Consider the following 20,640-nt stretch of genomic DNA (forward strand, 5'->3'; position numbering starts at 1 on the left):
GGGGGACGCCGGTCGGGCACCCGAGGCGGCGGTGGCGGCGCGTCACGGTAGGGCTGCGGCGTCTGGGTGGGCGCGTAGCCGCGCGGTCCCTGCGGCGGCGCCGACCGGGACAACTGCGGTTCGGGGGCCTGCGACCACGCCTGCTGAGGCGGCGGGGCGCCGCGTCCGTCGCGGCGGATCACCTGGGTGCCCTCCGGCGGCGGCGCGGGGGGACCCTGCCGGGGAGCGGGATGTCGCGGGCGGGGCGCAGGAGGTCCCTGTTGCGGGGGACCCTGCGGTGGCACCCGCCGCGTCTGCGGAGGAACTCGCTGGTCAGGTGGTGGCATTCGGCGGTTCGGGGGCGGCGGCACCTGCTGCCCGCCCTGCGTTCGCCGGGGCGGACGGGGCGGCAGCGGAGGATAGGGGGCGTCGCCGGTCACCCGCACGACTTTACTGGTCCGGCCGGATTACGGAATCCAGCCGACGTGCCCGCGCAGGGCGGCGTAGCCGACGAACGCGACCGAATCGATGGTGGCGTGGGCGATCACGAGAGGCCACAACCGTCCAGTCTTCTGCCAGTACCGGCCGAACACCAGACCCATGGCGACGTTGCCCAGTCCGCCCCCGAAACCCTGGTAGAGGTGGTATGTCCCGCGGAGCACCGCCGACGCGAGCAGTGACGAATTCTCGCCCCACCCGAGTTGCCGCAGCCGGGTGATCAGATATGCGACGACGAGCACTTCCTCCGCGCCGGAGTTCGCGATCGCCCACAGGATCAGAGCAGGCAGCCGCCACCAGTGATCCCCGATGGTGCTGGGCACGACGGTGAGGTTGGCGCCGACCGCGCGGGCCAGCAGGTAGAAGCCGAGCCCGGGCAGACCGATCAGCGCGGCGAGCCCGACACCCTGCGTCGCGTCGGGACGCCACCGGGGTCGGCCGAGCCCGACGGCGCGCGGGCCGAGGCCGCTGCGCCACAGGAGGTACAGACCCAGCGCAGCCCACGCGAGAAGTTTCACGACGCCGAGCAATTGCCGGGCGACGTCGATGATCTGGTTCTCCGCGCGGGAGACATTGAGGGCGACGGCCTGATCGGCGAGGTTTCCGGGGGTCAGCAGCGATTCGGACAGTGACAGCAGTCCCGACAGTCCGCTCGTCCCGAACGTGACGAGCAGGACGATCGTGATCTCGATCCACAGGGCCCGCCGCTCGCTCCCGGTGGCCGGCGGAGCCGCCGGTTCGGGTGGGGCAGGCCGTATCCAGGAGGCGAGCGTTGCACGCGAGATCACGCGGCACACGCTAGCGTGCGCCGAACCGGAATACCGATCAGCCGCGCGCGCGGAGTCCGTTCACGAACGGGCATCCCACCATCAGTCGGATCGCCCTGCTCAGCGCGACGGCGTCGTCGACCGGCGCCGAGAACGGCATCCAGATGTCGCGATCGCCGTGATCGTTCTCGACGCGCAGTCGCAGCCCGTACCGGTCGATGCCCAGGGGGCGGACACGTCCGCATCGCATGTGGGGCGGCAGTTTGCGGGACAGCATGTCGATGAGGTCGCGATGGTCCTCGTCGAGATGCTGAAGCCAGGCGGTCTCCATTTCCCAGAACGGGTCGGGCCGGGCGGCGAGCAGGTCGTCGAGGGCGACGGGTTCGGCGCCACTGGAATCGGCGACCACCGCCGATTCGAGGCGGAGCTGCAGCAGCGTCGCATCGTGCCCGACGTCGAGAAGTCCGGGGTGCGGGTATTCGGACGCCACCTCGTCGGCCAGCGTCCGGGTGTGTGCCTCGCAGAGGGCGTGGAGGGTGCCGCGCAGCCAGACGAGCGACCGCACGGGCTCACGCAGCGCGAGCGGTGAGTTGTCGGTCAGCTCCAGTACGGCGGGGATTCCGCCGCCACCGGCGAGCCAGGACAACGTGGCGGCCGCCGATTCGGTGGGCACCGCGACGACGACGTCGCCGCTGGACCGCAGGTGGTGTACCGACGTGACGGTCGGTGCGCTGCCTTCGACGGCGAGTACCGCGTCCTGGGTCCGTGCGCACGAGCTACGCACACGCTCGGCGGTGGACGGACCGGTGGTCGTGACGGGCATGGAGCCTCCTTCAGGGTTCCGCGATACTGAGGTAACCCTAACCTAATGTGGCCGAGTCGGCGATGGCAAGACCCCGAGACGATTCCGGTCCACGAGGTGGGCATTACGGTGGGGAGGTGGCTATACCTCTCACCCTCGGTGTCCCGCGATCCCGCGGACCGCAGTCGTTGCTCGCGGAACTTCTCAGCGGATCCCGGGACACGAGCCCGGCCGTCGGCGGCGCACTCGGACCGCGGGTGGTCCCGGCGTCCGCACTGCTCGACGCCGTCGGGACCGACGCCGGCCGCGTCATCGTGGGTCTCGACGTCGATCCCGCCGTTCTCCGCACCAGCGAGCAGGCCTCCTACGAGGCGGTCCGCTTCCACCTCGACTGCCCCGCGGACCAGCTCGGCGACGCGGTCGCTCTCCGGCTGCCGTCTCCGCTCGCGGTGTTCGTCACGGTCGACGGCAGCGACGACCTCGGTCTGGCCGAGTCGGCGCAGCAACTCGCGGACGCCGGCCGCATCCCGGGCCTCGCGAACGGGCACGCCATCGGCGAGGTCGCCGACTTCCTGGCCGTCCTCGCGCACGCGGACGTCGGGTACGTGGCGAGGGCCCGGGACACGGCGGAGGTGCTCGCGCTGCTGTCCGGGACGGTCGCGTCCCTTCGCGGCGACGACGTGCGGGCGGCGCTCGCGGCACCGGATCCGACGAGACTCACCTCGCTGATCCCCGAGGCCGCGGAGGCCGTCCGCGAGGTCCTGCTGGGGGTCGAGGTGCACGACCCGGCACTCGTGGCCCGTGAGCTGGCGGACGCGGGTCTGCGGTAAACATTCACCGTCAATGCGCCGGTCCGTCAACGCTCGGTGCGTAATCTCGTAGGCGTGCCAAAGATCGCGTATTTCGGACCCTCGGGAACCTTCACGGAGATGGCGCTCGCCCAGCTCCAGGCCGCGGGTGCCTTCGACGGCCCGGTCGAGCGGGTAGCTGCGACGAGTCCGCCCGCCAGCCTGGCCAAGGTACGCGACGGCGTCGTCGACGGTGCTGTCGTTCCCATCGAGAGCTCCGTCGAGGGGGCCGTGGTGCCCACCCTCGACTCGCTCGCGCTGGGCGACCGCCTGCAGATCGTGGCCGAGACCGAGCTCGACGTGGCGTTCACGATCCTCGGCGGGGCAGGCATCGAGCGGCTCGATCAGGTGCGCACCGTGCGGGCGTACCCGGTGGCGGCCGGTCAGGTGCGAATCTGGCTGGAGGAGAACTGCCCCGGCGCCGAACTCCAGACGGCGTCCTCCAACGCAGGCGCCGCCGAGGACGTGGCGAACGGCCTCGCCGACGCCGCCGTGTCCACCGCGCTCGCGGGCGAACGGCTCGGGCTGCGCAGCCTGGCCGACGGGGTGGCGGACGAGAAGAGCGCCCGCACCAGGTTCGTTCTCGTCACCGCGCCGACCCGGGTGCCCGCCCGCACCGGCGGTGACCGCACCTCGGCCGTGCTCGAACCCCACAACACCCCCGGCTCCCTCGTCGATGTGCTCTCCGAGTTCGCGACCCGCGGAATCGATCTCATCCGGATCGAATCGCGCCCGGTCCGCACCACCCCCGGCTTGTACCGCTTCTTCGTCGACTGCATCGGGCACATCGACGACCCGCTCGTCGCCGAGGCGTTCCGTGCGCTGCACCGCAAGTCGCACGTGCGGTTCCTCGGGTCCTGGCCCGCGGCGAACCCCAGCGGCCCGCCGCCGCCGTCCGACGGAGACGCAGCGGACTGGATCGAACGAATCCGTCAGGGAGAGAGGGAATCGTGAGCGGCAAGCTGATCCTGGTCCGGCACGGGCAGACCGAGGCCAACGTCGAGCGCAGGCTCGACACCCGGCTGCCCGGTGCCCGGCTGACACCCGAAGGGCTCTCCCAGGCCGAACGACTGGGCACCGACCTCGCCGCCAAGGCGACGACGGCCGCCCTCGTGTCCTCGCAGGCACTGCGCGCCCGGCAGACGGCGCGCTTCGTCGAACTCGCGTCGGGCATCGCCGTCCAGGTGCGGGAAGGCCTGCACGAGGCCCAGGCCGGTGAACTCGAGGACCGCAGCGACGAGGAGTCGCACAAGCTGTTCATGAAGACGTTCCACCTGTGGCACACCGGCGAGTTGGACGCCCGGGTTCCCGGCGGGGAATCCGCCCACGACATCCTCGAACGGTATGTGCCGGTCGTGGACGCCCTGCGTGAGCAATACCTCGACGACACGGCGGAATCGGGTGACGTCGTGCTGGTCAGCCACGGCGCCGCCATCCGGCTCGTGGCGGCGCAACTCGCCGGGGTGCCCGGGCTGTTCGCCGCCAACAATCATCTGGCCAACACCCAGTCGGTGGAGCTGACACCGCTCGCGGGCGGCGGCTGGGAGTGCGTGCGCTGGGGAACCGTCGAGCCACCGTTCGAGCACCGGGTGATCCCCGGCGCGGACGACCCGATGGGGTGACGTCGTTGCGCGCACTGTGGGGTTGCGCGACGATGGAGGAAACCGTCCTCGAGGAGTGACGGCGGTGGATTGGTTCGTTGGCGATGACTATTCACTCGGTCGGCTGCTCGTCACCGAGGGGCTCGCCGCGATCTATCTCGTCGCGTTCGTGGCCGCGAGAAACCAGTTCAGGCCGCTCGTCGGCAGCAACGGGATGCTGCCCGTCCCGAACTTTCTCCGCGCGGTCTCGTTCGGACGTTCACCGAGCATCTTCCATTTCCACTACTCGGACCGATTCTTCGAGGCGGTCTGCTGGACCGGCACCGCACTGTCTCTCGCCGCGCTGCTCGGTCTGACGCAGGTCGTCCCGCTCGCGGCGTGCATGCTCGTGTGGTTCGCCCTGTGGGTGCTGTACCTCTCGATCGTCAACGTCTCCCAGATCTGGTACAGCTTCGGCTGGGAGTCGTTGCTGCTCGAGGCGGGTTTCCTCGCGATCTTCCTGGGCAACGCCTCGGTCGGTCCGCCGATACTCGTGCTGCTCGTGCTGAGGTGGTTGCTGTTCCGTCTCGAATTCGGGGCCGGGCTGATCAAGATGCGCGGCGACCGATGCTGGAAGGACCTCACCTGCCTGTACTACCACCACGAAACCCAGCCGATGCCCGGACCGTTCAGCTGGTACTTCCACCGGCTGCCGAAGCCGCTGCACAAGGTGGAGGTGCTCGGCAACCACTTCGCTCAGTTGGTGGTGCCGTTCGGGCTGTTCGCGCCGCAGCCGGTCGCCGCCGTCGCCGCGACGATCATGATCGTCACCCAACTGTGGCTGGTGGCGAGCGGTAACTTTTCGTGGCTGAACTGGACGACCATCGTGCTGGGGCTGTCCGTCATCCCGGACAACGTGTACGAGAAGGTGCTGCCGTTCGACGTCCCGGCCGCCAGTGACTCGGCGCCGATGCCCTTCGTCGTGCTGGTGATCGCGGTGACGGCGCTCGTCGTCGTGTTGAGCTACTGGCCGATTCGCAACATGATCTCCCACGGGCAACGCATGAATGCGTCGTTCAACAAGTGGCACTTCGTCAACACGTACGGCGCGTTCGGGAGCATCACCCGGGTGCGTTACGAGGTGATCGTGGAGGGCACGTCGGACGCGCACTCCAGTGTGCACTCCGTGTGGAAGGAGTACGGCTTCAAGGGAAAACCGGGTGACGTCAACCGGCGACCGCGCCAGTTCGCGCCGTATCACCTGCGGCTCGATTGGTTGTTCTGGTTCACGGCGATCTCGCCCGGCTACGCCGAACCGTGGTTCCGGGGTTTCGTCGAGAGGCTGCTGCGCAACGATCGGGACACGCTGAAGTTGTTGCAGTACAACCCGTTCCCGGAGGAGCCGCCGAAACACGTGCGTGCGCGGATGTACCGGTACGAATTCACCACCTGGAAGGAGCGCCGCGAGACCGGCGCCTGGTGGAAGCGGCAACCGGTGTAGGTCAGCGGAGCCGGTCGGCCAGCGACTCCAGCGCCTGCCGCAGGCGCTGCGGGGTGCCGGGACTGAGCGACGACCACCCCGCCCCGTGCGCGGAGACACTGGACGTGCCGACGATGCGTCCCGCCGACGTGTCGAAGACTGTGACAGGCCCGCCCACGGGGTCGTATCGTCCGTCGCCGTAGACGATTCCGACGATCTCGGCGTAGGTGGTGCAGCCGGCCATCGCGTTGCCGAGGACGGTCGCGTCGACCGCGCTCACCCCGAGTGCGGTGAGGGTGGCGGCGAGCGTCTTGCCGTCCCCGCCCTGATCGAAGGCTTCGCCGAGCTGGACCGTGGGTGCGTTGACGACGCCGACGTTCATCGGCTCTGCGGCCCCCAGCGCTCCGATCACGGGGGCGAAGATGTCGGCGCCCGCATCCTGGACGACGTACGTGTCGCCGGCGCGCAGGGCCAGCACCGAGAGGGCATCGCCCTGGGAGATGCACAGTCTGGAGATGCTGCCGTCGCCGTACCAGCGCAGGGCGATCTCCCACAGAGGCCGGGCGAGAACCCGTAGGCGGTCGGCGAGTTCGGGGTGAACCCCACCGCCCGGGAGCAGGTCCCGGGCGGCGAGGGTGTCGACGGCGCCGCGGAACGCTGCGTCCCTGGCGTCGTACGTGTCGTACCGCGGGGTGGCGTCGAGCACCACCGGCAGCACGTCGAGTGCGAGCGTGTCGACGAGATAATCCATTTCGTCGAGGCTCAGGGTCACCGCCGGGAGGGTCGGTACGCCCGGCTGGGTGCCCAGGTCGATCACCGTCCGGACTCCCGGTGGTCGGGGTTCGCGCCGATGACCGACGGAATGACGGTGCGTCCGTCGGAGAAGTGCTCGAAGTTCTTCAGGTAGTCGGGGGTCTCCCGTTCGTCCTCGTCCTGTGAACCCGCCCCGGCGGCGCCCGCTCCACGTCCGACCGTCATCGGTCCGCTGCCGGTGGCGCCGCGCGCCGCCGCAGCCGGGTTCACGTCGGCGCGAACGTCTCCGATCACCCCGCCGGGTGCGGTTGCCGGTGCGCCGGGCCGTGCGCCCTGGCCGCCGTCCGTCTTGCCCCAGCCCTCGGGCAGGGTCGCCCCGCCTGCGGTGCCCGCACCGATCGCACCGACCGAGGTGCGGGCTGCCGCCGCGCTGGTCGAGGCAGAGCCGCCGCCGTACGCGCCGCCGGACATCATCGGCGCACCGCCCACCATCGGGGTGACGCCGCCACCGGTGACCGCGGACAATGCCGCGCCACCGATGTTGCTCGCGGCCGACGTGGCGGTCGAGACGGTGGTGCCCGCGATGCTCCCGACCTGCGACGCGGCCGTGGTGACGGCCGGGTTCTGGCCGGCGGCTATCAGTGCGGCAGCGGCGGCACGCGTCGGATCGAATTCACCGTCGGACGGGATTTCGTCGAAGGTCCCGACCTCCTTCGAATCGGCCTTCGTGACGATACGAGGGGGCTGCCTGTACGTGCGTTTGAGTGCCAGGATGTTCGACGCGGCCTCGTATCCCTCCATCACGAGCCCGGCGCGAATGTCCATCGCGCGGTCCGCGGCTTCGGCGGCCGCGGCGGTGCCGTTGAGCGCCCCACCCGTCGTGTACGCGGTGGCCTTCGCGGTTTTCACTGCGACGATCTCGGGGATGCTGGGCATGATGAGCGCGGCGGTGGTGTAGGCGCCCGCTTCGAGCCCGGCCTTCGCTGCGGTGTCCGCGGCGAGTTCGGCACATTCCGCCGTCCACACCGTGAACGGCGTGATCTTGGCGAGCGCCGCGACCGCGGACACTCCCTGCCAGCCGGCCGCGAGTTCGGCCATCACGCGGACGAGTGTGAGGTTGGCGTCGACGAAGCTCGTGGACAGCGCCGTCCACGCCGCGCTCGCCACGCTGAGCGGCACCGGACCCGCGCCGGCGGCGAGGGTGGTCGAGTTGACGGTTGCCCCTCGGGGCAACCAGATGACACCTGTCAGTCCCATGGTCATATCTGATCTCCTGGTGGTCTCGAGGCGCCGGCCGTCACATGCCCGCAGCGAGCGACGCGCCGAGCGCGAGGTCCTCGGCGACATACAGCGCGGCCTGGGTGCGGAGTGTGTTCGCGGTCTCGCGCATCTCGAGAATGCCCTGGGCGACAGCAGGAGTGAACGTGTTGGCGACGGTATTGAAGTAACCAGCCGCGTGCAGCGAGACCTCTTCGCTCCCGGAGGGAAGCACGCGGATGGCCGCGGAGTTGAGAGCGACCGCGGTCTCGAGACGCGCGGCGAGCGCGTCGAGTTCCAGGGCGGCGGCGACAAGAGCTTCAGGTGCGACGTGCAGAGCTGGCATTGCGTCGAACTCCTTCTTGACCTAGGCAGGCGGAAGGCAGTTGCCCCCCGGCAAACGAACTGCATGTGCAGCTGTCCCTACACACTTGGACGCTGCAACGCGCTCTTCGGTTCCCCCCGATCCCGAGAAATTTCTTCTCGGGAAAACCGTTCATCCCCAGCCGAGCTCGTGCAAGCGATCTTCTTCTATCCCGAAGTAGTGCGCAACCTCGTGTATCACGGTGACGGCCACCTCGTGGACGACTTCCTCCTCCGAACTGCAAATTTCGAGGAGGGCGTCGCGGTAGACGGTAATCGTATCGGGCAGCGATCCGCCGTAATGGCTGTCCCGTTCCGTCAACGCGATCCCGTGGTAGAGGCCCAGAAGATACGGGTCCTCGTCGTTGCGGTCGTCGACGAGGACGACGACGTTGTCGATCGCGGACGCGAGCTGGGGTGGGATCAGATCGAGTGCGTCGCCCACCAATTCCTCGAATCGGTCGGGCGTCATGCTCACCGCCACATCAGTTCCCGGGGACCGGCGCTGCGCCGGGAAGCGGTGTCGGAATCGACCTACCCTCCGGGACCGGCGGCGGCGGTACGGGCGCCGCGCCGTTGATGAGGATCTCGCCCTTCGCCGAACCGGTGATGGTCGAGAAGCCGCCGGCGTCGGTCTCCTTGCCCACCGAGCAGTTCACCCGCCTGCTGCCCGCGAGCCAACTGTCGAGTTCCAGGTTGTCCCAGAACAGCGTGAGCGTCTTGTTGCGCAGCGCGTCGGCGGAACCGAGGTACTCGTTGGCGGCCTGCGTGCACACGCCTTCGAGATACTTGTCCTGGTCTTCGACGGCCGGCATCGAGGAAGGGAACTGGGTGGCCAGGTCGACGACGGAGATCACTTCGAAGGCGTGGGGTTGCGCGCAGTCGACGGGATCGGTGGGCACGTTCTGGTTGATGCCGATGCAGGTGCCCGGATCCCAGATGTTGGATTGGTCCTGCTCGGCCACCTTGCCGGTGAACGGCAGCAACGTCCCTGCGGTGCTGGAGAATTGAAGGCCGCACCGCAGAGTGCGCTCGCCCGCCGCCCAACCGGACTCGCTGGGGAACATGAGACCCACGCTGAACTTGCCGTACGGATCGAACTTCGCGCCGAGGTAGGAGTCGACGGCGGGCACACAGTGTTCGTCGCGCAGCGCGGCGAACCGCAGCGCACCCGGGTAACGCGAACCCGGACCGAACTCGGCACCCGGATACACGCTGAGGTCCAGCGGTGCCGCCACCTCGAACCGGTGTTCCTCCGAGCAGTCGACCTTCGCGACGTCCTTCCGGTCTTCCTGCGGATCGTTCGACGGCGTCCAGTCGAGGCAGTCGCCTGCCGCCGCCGAAGCGAACGCGTCGCCGTCCACCGAACCCGTCGCCTGCGGTCCGGAACCGGCGGAGTGCGCGGGGAGGTTCTCGCTGCGGTTGAAACCGCCTGCGATCGCGAACGTGGCGATCGCCGCCACCACGGCACCTGCCGCGACGGCCGCGAGCGCGCGACGCGTCGTGGTCGCGGACATGCTGCGGGGAGCCTTCTCCGGTTGCCCGGCATTCTTCGGCTGGGGGTCGGCGCCGTTCGACTGATCTGAGGACATCGATTTCCATAATGCCTGTTCCACTCGTGGAAGCAGAACAACTCCCGCAATCGGCTGGAACCTGGCGTAACTTCGACGACCATGAGTGACGATCCTCAGCACTCCGCCGAGCCGGTGGATCCTGAACTGCAAGAGCTCGCCGGGCGTGTGTTCGACACGGCACGATCCGGCGACGCCGTGTCCTTGGCCACGTACCTCGATGCGGGCGTCCCGGTGAACCTGGCCAATCAGAACGGCGACACTCTGGTGATGCTGGCCGCCTACCACGGTCACGCCGTGGCCGTTCAGGTCCTGATCGACCGCGGCGCCGACGTCGACCGGCTCAACGACAAGGGACAGTCCCCGCTGGCAGGGGCGCTGTTCAAGGGTGAGGACGCCGTGGTGCGGACCCTCGTCGCCGGTGGTGCCGACGCCACGGCCGGCCACCCGACCGCCGTCGACGCTGCCCGCATGTTCGGCCGCGAGGACCTTCTGAGCCTGCTGGAACCGAAACCGGAGTGAGCCGCTCCGCGGCGCCCGGTAGGGTTTGAAGCCGTGATTGACCTGAAGTTCCTCCGCGAGAACCCCGACGCCGTCCGCGAGTCGCAGCGCACCCGTGGCGAAGATCCCGCCCTGGTCGACGCGTTGCTCGAGGCCGACGCGTCCCGGCGCGCCGCCGTTCTCGCCGGCGACAATCTGCGTGCCGAGCAGAAAGCGTTCGGCAAGAAGGTCGGGCAGGCGTCCCCGGAGGAGCGTCCGGCGTTGCTCGAGGGCTCCAAGGAACTCGCGGCCAAGGTCAAGCAGGCCGAGGCCGAGCAGCACGAGGCGCAGGCCGCGCTCGACGCCGCGCACCGGGCGATCTCCAACGTCGTCCAGGAGGGCGCCCCCGCGGGCGGCGAGGACGACTTCGTCACCCTCGAGACGGTCGGCGAGATTCCCACGTTCGACTTCGAACCCAAGGACCACCTCGAGCTGGGTGAGTCGCTGGGGCTGATCGACATGGAGCGCGGCGCGAAGGTCTCCGGTGCCCGCTTCTACTTCCTCACCGGCTTCGGCGCGATGCTGCAGCTGGGAATGCTGCAGCTGGCCGCGCAGAAGGCGATGGCCAACGGCTTCCAGATGATGATCCCGCCGGTGCTGGTGCGACCGGAGATCATGGCGGGAACCGGGTTCCTCGGCGCCCACGCGGACGAGATCTATCACCTCGCCGACGACGACCTGTACCTCGTCGGCACGTCCGAGGTCCCGTTGGCCGGGTACCACTCGGGCGAGATCCTCGACCTCGCCGACGGCCCCAAGCGGTACGCCGGCTGGTCGACGTGCTTCCGCCGCGAGGCCGGCAGCTACGGCAAGGACACCCGCGGCATCATCCGGGTCCACCAGTTCGACAAGGTGGAGATGTTCACCTACTGCAAGCCCGAGGACGCCGACGCGGAGCACCAGCGCCTGCTCGGGTGGGAGCGCGACATGCTCGCCGCCATCGACGTGCCCTACCGCGTGATCGACGTGGCCGGTGGCGACCTGGGGTCGTCGGCCGCCCGCAAGTTCGACTGCGAGGCCTGGGTGCCCACGCAGCAGGCATATCGCGAGCTCACCTCGACGTCCAACTGCACGACGTTCCAGGCGCGTCGTCTCGGTGTCCGGTACCGCGACGAGAACGGGAAGCCGCAGACGGCCGCGACCCTCAACGGCACCCTCGCCACCACCCGGTGGATCGTCGCCATCCTGGAGAACCACCAGCAGTCCGACGGCACGGTGCGGGTGCCCGAGGCGCTCGTGCCGTTTGTCGGGACGGATCTCCTGAAGCCATGAACGCAGGCGCAGGGCTTTTGGGAAGGCTACCCTTGCGCGAACGCCGAAATGATGTAACCCTTACCTAATCGAGTTGGTAAGGAGCTCCACATGTTCGTGTGCATCTGCAAGGCAGTGACGGAAGACGAAGTGCATGAGCACTGTGCTGCCGGAGCTGACAGTGCGGATGCCATCGGTGAGCGTTGCGGCGCCGGATGGGGATGCGGAACCTGCGTCGATCGGTTGAAGGAGATTCTGGAGCGGTCGGCCGCCGACAGCGTGGCCGCGTAACGAAACCGCAGCACAACTGAATCCCGCGATTCTCTACATCGCGGGATATTGCCGGTGGTACGTTCGCCTCAACCGGGGCGAACGGAGAAGTCATGCGCGGCGACGACGAAGTAATTGCTCTTCTCAACGAACAGTTGACCAGTGAGCTGACTGCGATCAACCAGTACTTTCTGCACTCCAAGATGCAAGCCAATTGGGGCTTCACCAAACTGGCGGACAAGACTCGGGCGGAGTCCATCGAGGAGATGAATCACGCCGAGATCCTCACCGACCGGATCCTGTTCCTCGAGGCGCTTCCGAACTATCAGAAGCTGCTGCCGCTGCGCATCGGACAGGACCTACGCGAGCAGTTCCATTCCGACCTCTCCATCGAAGTCGAGGTCGTCGAGCGCCTGCGTCCGGGAATCCAGATGTGCCGCGACAAGGGCGATGCCACGTCGGCGAAACTGCTCGAGACGATCCTCGAGGAAGAAGAGGATCACATCGACTATCTGGAGACGCAGATCGAACTGATGGACAAGATGGGCGACCAGCTCTACATGGCCCAGCTCGTCGATCAGCCGCCGACCGTCGGATAGTCGAAAACGGGGTGACACCCCCGGCGGGGAGTGCGAAACTGGGCGCGTGAGATATCCCGCCGACCAGCCTTGACCCAGTTCGCAGCGTTCTCTCGCCGTCCGCGTGGTCGGCTACGTGTCCACGCGCGACCTCATCCCGCTCCACGGTCTGTACGACCTGCTGTTCGCCGACCACGGACTGAGCGTCGGTCAGATCTCGTCCCTGTTCGTCATCTGGTCGGTCGTGTCCTTCGTCGCCGAGGTGCCGTCCGGCGCGTGGGCCGACACCGTGTCTCGACGTGGCCTCCTGGTGTTCGCGTCCGTGCTGTACACGGCCGGATTCAGCGTGTGGATCCTCGTGCCGTCGTACGCGGGATTCGCGGCCGGATTCGTGTTGTGGGGCATCAGCGGCGCCATCCAGTCGGGCACGTTCGAGGCGTTGCTGTACGACGAACTCGTGGCGCGAGGCGCCGCCGGTGACTTCGCGAGGTTGCTCGGCTTCGCCAACTCCGGCGCCATGGTGTGCAACCTTCTCGCGACCCTGACGGCGGCGCCGCTCTACGTCCTCGGCGGATATCCGTTGGTCGGATGGGTCAGCGTCGGTGCGACCGTGGTCCACGGGGGCTTCGCCCTGTTGCTGCCCGCGGCACCCAAGGTCGAGGAGGCCGACGAGACCCTCGACGTCGCGGACGAACGCCGGGGACTCGCGGCCCGGTACGCCGCGATGCTGCGTGCCGGCCTCGGCGAGGTGACGCGGGAGGCGGTGGTCCGGCGCGGAGTGCTGCTCTCGGCGGTGCTGATCGCGTTCCTGGCGTTCGACGAGTACTTCGGGCTCCTCGCCCGCGACGGTGGCACAGCGACGGCGTCCGTACCGCTGCTCGTCGCGATCACGGTGAGCGGTCAGGTGGTCGGCACAGCCCTCGCCGGACGCACGGCGTCGATGCGTGCCGTGACGATGGGGCGGGCCGTTGCCGTCGCCGCGATCCTGCTCGGCGGGGGAGCGCTGCTCGGCGGTGTCCCCGGATTCCTCGCGCTCGGCGTCGGCTACGGCATCCTCGGCAACGCGATGATCGTGTCGGAAGCGCGCGTACAGGATGCGATCACCGGTCCCGCACGCGCCACCGTCACGTCGGTGGCGGGACTGTTCGGTGAGGTGGCCGCGGTGCTGATCTACGCGGGCGTGGCCGTCGGGTCCCTGTGGCTGTCGGTCACGACGCTCGTCGCGGCACTGGCCGTTCCCGTGCTGCTGTCGGCGGTCCTGGTGCGTCGGTGGCTGCCGCCGGTCCGCGCCGACGCCCCCACTGCCGGGTGAACGTACCCTTCGACGCCTCAGATGCGCCGAAGGGTACATTCGCCCGCCGGGGTCAGAGCTTCGTGGACCGCAATTCGTGACCCTTGGACGTCTTGCAGCGGCCCGACTCGAGGTCCCACTGCCAGCCGTGCAGGTTGCAGGTGAGGTTGGTGCCGTCGACGACGCCGAACTTCGACAGGTCGGCCTTCAGGTGCGGGCAGCGACGCTGGATCTCGTACCCGCCGAGTTCGATCGACGCCGAGTCGTCGTGGGCCTCGGCGAACCAGCCGTCGGCGTACGCGATGCGCTCGTCGGTGAGGCACTTGAAGAACGTGTAGAGGAATTCGTTGTATCCGCCGACGCGCCACGCCTCGAAGCGGGTGGACAGGAAGATGGTGTTCACCCAGTCGGGCTCGTCGTCGCGCAGCACCGTGCGCACCAGTTCGGGGGCGATACGGAAGCCGTAGCGGTATTTGCCGTCCTTCTCGCCGCGCGGACGGACGGTGCGCTGCGGGAAGTCGAGGACGACGGTCTCGTCACCCATCACCAGGCCGACGGGGTAGCCGATGCCGTCGCAGATCAGGTCGGACTGCTTCATGATCGGCTCGAACTTCGCCTTGAGCGCCTCCAGTAGCGGCTCGCCCTCGGCGGGGGCCCACGTGGCCTTCTCGGCGGCGAGGACCGGCGCCATGCGCTTCGCCATGTCCTCGATGTAGGCGGCCTTGTCGGAGAAGATCTTGTCGACCTCGGCGTCCGGGATCGGGTGCGTGAGCGTCAGCTCGCCGCCCTTCAGGTCCGCGGTGGACCCCGGGATCATCAGGATGCCGCCGTCGTTGCCGTGGATCCGCATCTGCTCGAGGAACGTGATCTGGTCGGGGAAGATGTTGCCCTCGTCACCCCGGTCGTCGTTCAGGTAGCGCAGGGCGTCGTCGAGGAACACCGGCGGTCCGGCGGACGGCACCACCCATGTGGCCGCGACCTGCTCGATGTAGCTGCGGCAGCGGTCCATGCCGCGCTGACGCTTCTGCTTGCCGAAGTTGGCCTTCGTCTTGGTGGGGATGTCGTAGACCATCGGGTACCAGATGGCGCCCGAGTACTGCAGCAGATGGATGTCGATCTTGCCGAACTCGTCGTGCAGGACGTCCATGTCGACGGGTCGTGCGTCGTTCATGTTGAAACACGTGGTCTCGCCGTCGGACACCACGAGACCCGAGTCGCCGATCGGACCGTCCGCGGGGGCGCGCAGCGCGATGATCATGACGTCGAGGTCGCCCTTGGGGCCGGTGACCTTGTGCTTGACGGAATCCTCGGTCTCGAAGAACTTGTGGAAGCCCAGCGCCTCGAGTTCACGCTTGAGGTCCGGCACCGGGTAGTCGGGGAGCAGCACCGTCGCGTCCTTGTTGACGTGCTTGCTCAGGTTCTCCGGGTCGAAATGATCCTTGTGCAGGTGCGACACGTACAGGTAGTCGCAGTTGCCCAGGGCGTCCCAGTCGAGCTGGGTGTTGTCCGGGAACGGGAACCAGGACCCGAAGTATGCGGGGTTCACCCAGGGGTCGCACAGGATCGAGCCTGCCTCGGTCTGGATGTGGAATCCGGCGTGTCCGACGCTGGTGACCTGCACTGGTATGCCTCCTGGGAGCTGAGCGACTGTTCCAGAGTAGGCGGTCCCCCCAGGTGAGTGGCAATGCGCGCTCCAGCACACCATGCCACTCACGTGCGGTCAGGTCACTTCGCCCAGGCAGTAGCCGTCGGGGCCGATGGACAGCGTGAGCTGCCTGGTGTTCGTCACACCGGACACGTCGGTGACGGGTACGGACACTTCCAGGTAGTCGCCGCGGACCGGCGTGGCTGTCATCGCGTCGGCGGCGAACGCCGTCGTCCCGGCGAGGACGTCGGGGTCGAGTTGGAGCGGCGGCCTGCCGCCGGTGCCCGTGCCGGACGGGTCCCAGGGGCTGAAGCCGGGGCAGATCAGCGGGTAGGCGGTCTCGGTGTCTGCCCTGTTCACCGGCGCGCCCGACTCCCGAGACAGGAATCGGGTGACGGCGTACTCGGCGTCGGCGAGGGTGTAGAAGTCGACGGTCCCGGCGGGGTGGACGTGTGGGCAGGCGTAGCCGGACGCGATCTCGCTGCGTTTGACGGACACCGTGGTGCCGCCGCCGGTCCACGACACCGCGAACTGTCCGTCGACGCCGGGTTGCGCGAGGGCCCCGAGGATCGCGGACGTGTCGGCGTACTGGTCGGCGGCCTGGGCGGGCGGCAGCGTCCAGCATTTCGCGGGGACGGTGTCGGGTCGGGTGACCAGGTCGGTGGCCCACGCGCGGACGGCGTCGACCGCTGCGGGGTTGCCGGGTACGTCGCCGACGATCACCCGCGGCACCGGGGCAGGCGGCGTGGTGGTCGTGGGCCTGGCGGCGGATGTGGGCGCGGAAACGGTATCGGCGGGCGGTTCCTCCGTCGGGATGCCGGACTGCGAATCGCACGCCACCCCCGCGCCGAGGATCACCGCGACGACCGGCGCGATGAGCGCCCTCCTGCCCCTGCCAGCCATCTCCAGCGCGCCCTTTCTCTCGACTCCCCACCGAAAGTCCGTCCCCGACGGGGGGCCAGATCGCGGATACCCGGCTACGCTAGCCGATTGTGGAACCCGTCTACCGAACCGTCATCGGCATCGCCCGCACCGTATTCGCCCTCGAAGGCCTGAAGTTCACGGTCAAGGGCGATCAGCACATTCCGTCGACGGGTGGGGCGGTGATCGCGATCAATCACACCGGCTACATGGACTTCACCTACGCCGGACTTCCGGCCCGCCGGGTGAAGCGGTACGTCCGCTTCATGGCGAAGAAGGAAGTGTTCGACAACAAGATCTCGGGCCCGATCATGCGCGCGCTCAAGCACATTCCGGTCGACCGGGCCGCCGGCGCGGATTCGTACAAGGCGGCCGTCGACTTCCTGCGCCGCGGCGAACTGGTGGGCGTCTACCCGGAGGCCACCATCAGCCGGAGCTTCGAGATCAAGGACTTCAAGTCGGGTGCCGCGCGCATGGCGATCGAGGCGAATGTGCCGATCATCCCGGTGGTCATCTGGGGCGCGCAGCGGGTGTGGACCAAGGGGTTCCCGAAGCGGCTGGGCCGCACGAACACTCCCATCTCGATCGCCGTCGGCGAGCCGATCCAGCCGTTCGAGCCCGCATCCGAGCTGACCGCAAAGCTGCACGCCACGATGACGACGATGCTCGCCGACCTCCAGCAGGGCTACGACCACCCGGCGGGCGAGTACTGGGTGCCCGCGCGCCTCGGGGGCAGTGCTCCGACGCTCGACGAAGCGAACAAGATGGACGCCGCCGACGCCGAGGCGAAGGCGCAGTCCCGTCGGGCCCGGGAGACCGGTAGCTAGAGGGTGGCGGTGGAGCCGGTCTATACGGCTGTCGAGTCGACGGCCAAGGCGTTGTCCCTGTTCCAGGGATTGAGGATGACGCGAGTCGGCCTGGACAACATCCCCACCGAGGGTGGTGCGGTGCTCGCGGTCAATCACACCGGCTACCTGGACTTCGTCCAGCTGGCACTGGCGGTCGGTGCGGTGGACCGCAAACTGCGGCTCATGGCCAAGGCCGAACTCGCGAACAACACGGTGATGGCGTTCCTGATGCGCGGGTGCGGGGTCATCCCGGTCGACCGGACCGCAGGCGCGGGCGCGTACCTCGCTGCGGTGGACCGGCTGCGCGAGGGCGAATTGGTGGGTGTGTACCCGGAGGCGACCATCAGCCGGAGCTTCGAGATCAAGGAACTGAAGTCGGGTGCGGCGCGCATGGCGATCGACGCCCGGGTGCCGCTCGTGCCCGTCATCGTGTGGGGCGCTCATCGGATCGCCACCAAAGGGCAGCCGAGACAACTTGGGCGGCATCGGTTCCCGGTGACCGTCGAGGTCGGCAGGCCGATCGAGCCGCGAGAACCGGCGGAGGCCCTCACCGCGACCCTGCACACGGAGATGGACACCATCCTGCGCCGGGTGCAGGACGGATTCGACCATCCGGCGGGAGCGTACTGGGTGCCCCGGCGACTCGGCGGCAGCGCGCCGACCATCGAGGAGGCCACCGAGATGGACCGCCGCGAAGCCGAGGAACGGCGGGCCCGGTAACGGCCGCCCGGCGGCGCCGCGGACTCGGCAGGCAGAATAGCTGGGTGAGCCCAGACCGACCGAGCCTTGTAGCGTCCGATGTCGACGGCACCCTGATCGGGGAGGACGAGCGCATCAGTGCCCGCACCCGCGACGCCGTCGCGTCGGTGGTCGCGTCGGGAACCCCTTTCGTGCTGGCCACCGGCCGGCCCCCGCGCTGGATCCATCCCGTGGTCGAGGGCCTCGGCTACGCGCCGCTCGCCGTCTGCGCGAACGGCGCCGTCATCTACGACAGCGACAGCGACCGCGTGCTCAGCTCCGCGACCCTCGACGTCGACACCCTCACGTGGCTGTCGGAGATCGCGCTCCGCGTGCTGCCCGGCGCCGGGCTCGCGGCGGAGCGTGTCGGGGTGAGCGCCCACGACGCCGCGACACCGCAGTTCGTGAGTTCACCCGGCTACCAGCACGCCTGGCTCAACCCCGACAACACCGAGATGTCCGAGAACGAGGTCGTCGCGGCCCCCGCGGTGAAGCTGCTGATCCGGGTGCCGGAAATGTCCAGTCAGGCGATGGTCGACGCGCTGGCGCCGCACATCGGTCGCCGGGCCGATGTCACGTTCTCCACCGACAACGGGCTGATCGAACTGTCGGCGTCGGGAATCACGAAGGCGTCGGGTCTCGCGCTGGTGGCGGAACGACTCGGCGTGACGGCGTCGCACATCGTGGCCTTCGGTGACATGCCCAACGACATTCCGATGTTGAACCTCGCGGGCCGGGGTGTCGCCGTCGAGAACGCGCACCCCGACGCCAAGGCCGCCGCCGACGAAGTGACGGCCACCAACTGGGACGACGGAGTCGCGAAAGTACTCGAGCGCTGGTGGTCCTGAGACCACCAGCGCCCGGGAGGGTGAAACCCGATCAGCCGGCCGGAACCGGTGCCGGTTCGACGGGAGCGGGAGCGGGCGCGGGAGCCGGTTCGGGTGCCGGAGCCGGAGCGGGCTCGGCCGGAGCGGGCGGAACCTGAGCCGGGTCCGCGGGCGGTGCGACGGGGGCCGCGGCATCGACCCGGGCACCGTTCTTGTAGGCCTCCGCGTAGGTGTCGTTGTAGGTCTTCAACACCTTGGTGACTATGCCGGTGATCTCGTTGAAGATCAGCGAACCGTTCTCGAAGTCGGTGCGCAGACCGCCCGGGATCGGGTACTCGTCACTGGTCGGCAGGCCCAGTTCGCCGTTGTCGGCTCCGAGGTTCTGCCACGTCTTGAAGATCTGTCCGAGGACCGCCCACACACCGCCGTTGGGCGAGGTGAAGATGGCGCCGTTGGCGAACTGTGCGCCCGAGTTACCGGCCTTGGCCTGCAGCAGTCCGGTGATGGCCTGGCCGAGCCGGCCGGTGTCGCCGCCTTCCGCCACCCACTTCTGGGCGACCGGCGACGGGTCGGTGAGCCGCAGCAGTTCGTTGACCAGGGCGGGGATTCCGGCGCCGAGGCTGGCGCTGGCGTCCGTGCCGGGACCGCCGGACGGCGCCGGAGCCTCACCCGAGGGTGCGTCCGAAGCCAGCGACGCGTTGCCGCCGCCGAGGTTGGCCGCCGCGATCTGCCGGATCTCGTCCATGTGTGAGTACGCCGCGTCTCCGGGGCAGGACGTGTTGCCGACGTCGCGGTGCGCGAAGATCACCGGGAGATCGACGGCCTCACCCTCCGCGTAGGGCGTGAATTCGGTGCCCTCGGAGTACATCGTCGTCTCACCGAGTGGGTCGAGTCCGGCCTTGCCGAGCTTCCAGCCCAGGAACTTGCCGACGGCGTCGAGGGTGACCTGCGGCGGATCCTCGGACGAGAAGTCGCCCATCATCGCGACTCCGGTGGTGTTCTCGTTGAACCCGCCGGCGTGCGCGCCCTGGACCGGACGGTCGAGACCGCCTGCGCGACCCTCGAAGATCTGGCCGTATTTGTCGACCAGTGCGTTGTATCCGATGTCGCACCAGCCGAGCGTCTGCGCGTGGTACGCGTAGATCGCCCGGACGATCTCGGCCGATTCGGCCTTCGAGTAGTCGTTGGCTCCCGCGGTGTGGTGCACGGTGGCGCCGCCGATGAAGTCGTCGTAATCGGGGTCCTGGCACCGGATGGACTCGTCGGCGCCCCACTGCTGGCGGCTGATGACCTTGGGACCGCCGCTGTCGAGGGGGCTCGCGATGTCGCCGAGCGTCGCGTCGCCGGGACCACTGCCCGGTTCGATGAGCACGGCCGTGACGTCGTCGGCGCCCGCGCGTGCCGGCTGCTGCCGCAACGGCGTGTTGACGGCGGCAGGGGTGTAACCGAGCGGTGCGGCCCCGTCGGCGGCGGGAGCAGAGGCTGCGGGTGCCGGGGCGGGAGCGGGCACCGCGTCGGGCGCGGGTGCGCCTGCCGGTGCAGGGATCGAGGTGGGGGTCAGGATCTGGATCGCCTTCGTCAGCCCGACGTAGACGGGTTCGGTGGCGACCTTGCCGTCCGACGCCGTCTTGTCCGTGCGACGCGTGTCGATCATGTCGGGGGAGACCCACTGTCCCCACGTTCCGTCGGCCTGCAGCGCCCGGACCTTCGACTCCGCGGACGCGAGGGTCTGGGAGGTGAGCGCCACCATGCTGAACGGGGTGTCGCGGGACAGTTCCTTGACGATCGTGCCGGGCTGCTGATCGGCCGGGGGCAGGATCGCGGGGTCGGAGA

At 68.8% G+C, this 20,640-nt stretch carries 22 protein-coding genes and 1 pseudogene; 12 read left to right on the forward strand and 11 right to left on the reverse strand.

Features of this window, described 5'->3' with window-relative positions:
* The 3 genes and pseudogenes from G9373_RS40180 to G9373_RS40190 form a co-directional block, all read right to left on the reverse strand.
* Positions 1-182: pseudogene (locus G9373_RS40180) on the reverse strand (LytR family transcriptional regulator); the annotation flags it as partial.
* 264 nt (positions 183-446) lie between these two features.
* Positions 447-1,265, reverse strand: coding sequence for a CPBP family intramembrane glutamic endopeptidase (locus G9373_RS40185; RefSeq protein WP_054248860.1), 819 nt, complete (start codon positions 1,263-1,265; stop codon positions 447-449).
* A 37-nt stretch (positions 1,266-1,302) separates the two neighbouring features.
* Entirely contained in the window at positions 1,303-2,067 is a 765-nt protein-coding gene (locus tag G9373_RS40190) for a DUF2470 domain-containing protein (protein WP_005573463.1), read from the reverse strand.
* Between the two features lie 116 nt (positions 2,068-2,183).
* On the opposite strand from G9373_RS40190, the gene G9373_RS40195 reads away from it, so the two are divergent.
* Genes G9373_RS40195 through G9373_RS40210 form a run of 4 tightly spaced genes read left to right on the forward strand, consistent with a single transcriptional unit; the run spans position 2,184 to position 5,975 of the window.
* A complete protein-coding gene (locus G9373_RS40195; RefSeq protein WP_005573464.1) occupies positions 2,184-2,876 on the forward strand; it encodes a hypothetical protein in 693 nt (230 codons plus the stop codon).
* Positions 2,877-2,930: 54 nt separating this feature from the next.
* The gene (pheA, locus tag G9373_RS40200) at positions 2,931-3,848 is read left to right on the forward strand and encodes a prephenate dehydratase (protein WP_167120542.1); all 918 of its coding nucleotides are present in this window, start codon (positions 2,931-2,933) and stop codon (positions 3,846-3,848) included.
* Positions 3,845-4,516 (forward strand): histidine phosphatase family protein, encoded by a 672-nt coding sequence (locus tag G9373_RS40205; RefSeq protein WP_005260462.1) that lies wholly within the window; start codon positions 3,845-3,847, stop codon positions 4,514-4,516. Before pheA ends, G9373_RS40205 begins: the two co-directional genes overlap by 4 nt.
* 55 nt (positions 4,517-4,571) lie before the next feature.
* Positions 4,572-5,975 carry a lipase maturation factor family protein gene (locus G9373_RS40210; protein ID WP_005260461.1) on the forward strand — a complete coding sequence of 468 codons (1,404 nt, stop codon included), beginning with the start codon at positions 4,572-4,574 and terminating at the stop codon, positions 5,973-5,975.
* 1 nt (position 5,976) lies between these two features.
* On the opposite strand, the gene G9373_RS40215 is transcribed toward G9373_RS40210, so the two are convergent.
* The 5 genes from G9373_RS40215 to G9373_RS40235 form a co-directional block, all read right to left on the reverse strand.
* On the reverse strand, positions 5,977-6,771 hold the full coding sequence (locus G9373_RS40215; RefSeq protein WP_167120544.1) for an ESX secretion-associated protein EspG: 795 nt from the start codon (positions 6,769-6,771) through the stop codon (positions 5,977-5,979).
* A complete protein-coding gene (locus G9373_RS40220; RefSeq protein ID WP_167120546.1) occupies positions 6,768-7,970 on the reverse strand; it encodes a PPE family protein in 1,203 nt (400 codons plus the stop codon). Before G9373_RS40220 ends, G9373_RS40215 begins: the two co-directional genes overlap by 4 nt.
* Before the next feature lie 34 nt (positions 7,971-8,004).
* Entirely contained in the window at positions 8,005-8,310 is a 306-nt protein-coding gene (locus G9373_RS40225) for a PE domain-containing protein (RefSeq protein WP_005568845.1), read from the reverse strand.
* A 150-nt stretch (positions 8,311-8,460) separates the two neighbouring features.
* Positions 8,461-8,811 (reverse strand): metallopeptidase family protein, encoded by a 351-nt coding sequence (locus tag G9373_RS40230; RefSeq protein WP_005260457.1) that lies wholly within the window; start codon positions 8,809-8,811, stop codon positions 8,461-8,463.
* Position 8,812: 1 nt separating this feature from the next.
* A complete protein-coding gene (locus G9373_RS40235; protein WP_005260456.1) occupies positions 8,813-9,919 on the reverse strand; it encodes a septum formation family protein in 1,107 nt (368 codons plus the stop codon).
* Between the two features lie 81 nt (positions 9,920-10,000).
* Between G9373_RS40235 and G9373_RS40240 the strand changes: the two genes are divergently transcribed.
* From G9373_RS40240 to G9373_RS40260, 5 genes are all read left to right on the forward strand, one after another.
* On the forward strand, positions 10,001-10,420 hold the full coding sequence (locus G9373_RS40240) for an ankyrin repeat domain-containing protein (RefSeq protein WP_005248859.1): 420 nt from the start codon (positions 10,001-10,003) through the stop codon (positions 10,418-10,420).
* 33 nt (positions 10,421-10,453) lie between these two features.
* Complete coding sequence (gene serS / locus G9373_RS40245; protein ID WP_054248583.1) at positions 10,454-11,710, forward strand: serine--tRNA ligase; 1,257 nt, start codon at positions 10,454-10,456, stop codon at positions 11,708-11,710.
* A gap of 90 nt (positions 11,711-11,800) precedes the next feature.
* The gene (locus G9373_RS40250) at positions 11,801-11,980 is read left to right on the forward strand and encodes a (2Fe-2S)-binding protein (RefSeq protein WP_005248857.1); all 180 of its coding nucleotides are present in this window, start codon (positions 11,801-11,803) and stop codon (positions 11,978-11,980) included.
* Positions 11,981-12,072: 92 nt separating this feature from the next.
* Entirely contained in the window at positions 12,073-12,558 is a 486-nt protein-coding gene (gene bfr, locus G9373_RS40255) for a bacterioferritin (RefSeq protein ID WP_005248856.1), read from the forward strand.
* Between the two features lie 103 nt (positions 12,559-12,661).
* Positions 12,662-13,849 (forward strand): MFS transporter, encoded by a 1,188-nt coding sequence (locus tag G9373_RS40260; protein ID WP_133985907.1) that lies wholly within the window; start codon positions 12,662-12,664, stop codon positions 13,847-13,849.
* Positions 13,850-13,901: 52 nt separating this feature from the next.
* Here the strand turns inward: G9373_RS40260 and G9373_RS40265 are convergent, their stop codons facing one another.
* Both G9373_RS40265 and G9373_RS40270 read right to left on the reverse strand, forming a co-directional pair.
* The gene (locus G9373_RS40265; RefSeq protein ID WP_005568843.1) at positions 13,902-15,449 is read right to left on the reverse strand and encodes a Rieske 2Fe-2S domain-containing protein; all 1,548 of its coding nucleotides are present in this window, start codon (positions 15,447-15,449) and stop codon (positions 13,902-13,904) included.
* A 99-nt stretch (positions 15,450-15,548) separates the two neighbouring features.
* A complete protein-coding gene (locus tag G9373_RS40270; RefSeq protein ID WP_167120548.1) occupies positions 15,549-16,376 on the reverse strand; it encodes a hypothetical protein in 828 nt (275 codons plus the stop codon).
* Between the two features lie 89 nt (positions 16,377-16,465).
* Between G9373_RS40270 and G9373_RS40275 the strand changes: the two genes are divergently transcribed.
* The 3 genes from G9373_RS40275 to G9373_RS40285 are packed head-to-tail and all read left to right on the forward strand — an operon-like array spanning position 16,466 to position 18,828.
* Positions 16,466-17,221: a lysophospholipid acyltransferase family protein gene (locus G9373_RS40275; RefSeq protein ID WP_005260449.1), complete on the forward strand. Its 756-nt coding sequence runs from the start codon at positions 16,466-16,468 to the stop codon at positions 17,219-17,221.
* 9 nt (positions 17,222-17,230) lie between these two features.
* Positions 17,231-17,962: a lysophospholipid acyltransferase family protein gene (locus tag G9373_RS40280; RefSeq protein ID WP_005571617.1), complete on the forward strand. Its 732-nt coding sequence runs from the start codon at positions 17,231-17,233 to the stop codon at positions 17,960-17,962.
* Positions 17,963-18,006: 44 nt separating this feature from the next.
* Entirely contained in the window at positions 18,007-18,828 is an 822-nt protein-coding gene (locus G9373_RS40285) for a Cof-type HAD-IIB family hydrolase (protein ID WP_005571619.1), read from the forward strand.
* 31 nt (positions 18,829-18,859) lie between these two features.
* Here G9373_RS40285 and G9373_RS40290 read toward each other — a convergent pair.
* A partial coding sequence (locus G9373_RS40290) for an N-acetylmuramoyl-L-alanine amidase (RefSeq protein WP_167120550.1) occupies positions 18,860-20,640 on the reverse strand: 1,781 nt, incomplete at its 5' end.

Source organism: Rhodococcus sp. A14 (genome assembly GCF_011603105.1).
Lineage (GTDB): Bacteria > Actinomycetota > Actinomycetes > Mycobacteriales > Mycobacteriaceae > Rhodococcus_F > Rhodococcus_F opacus.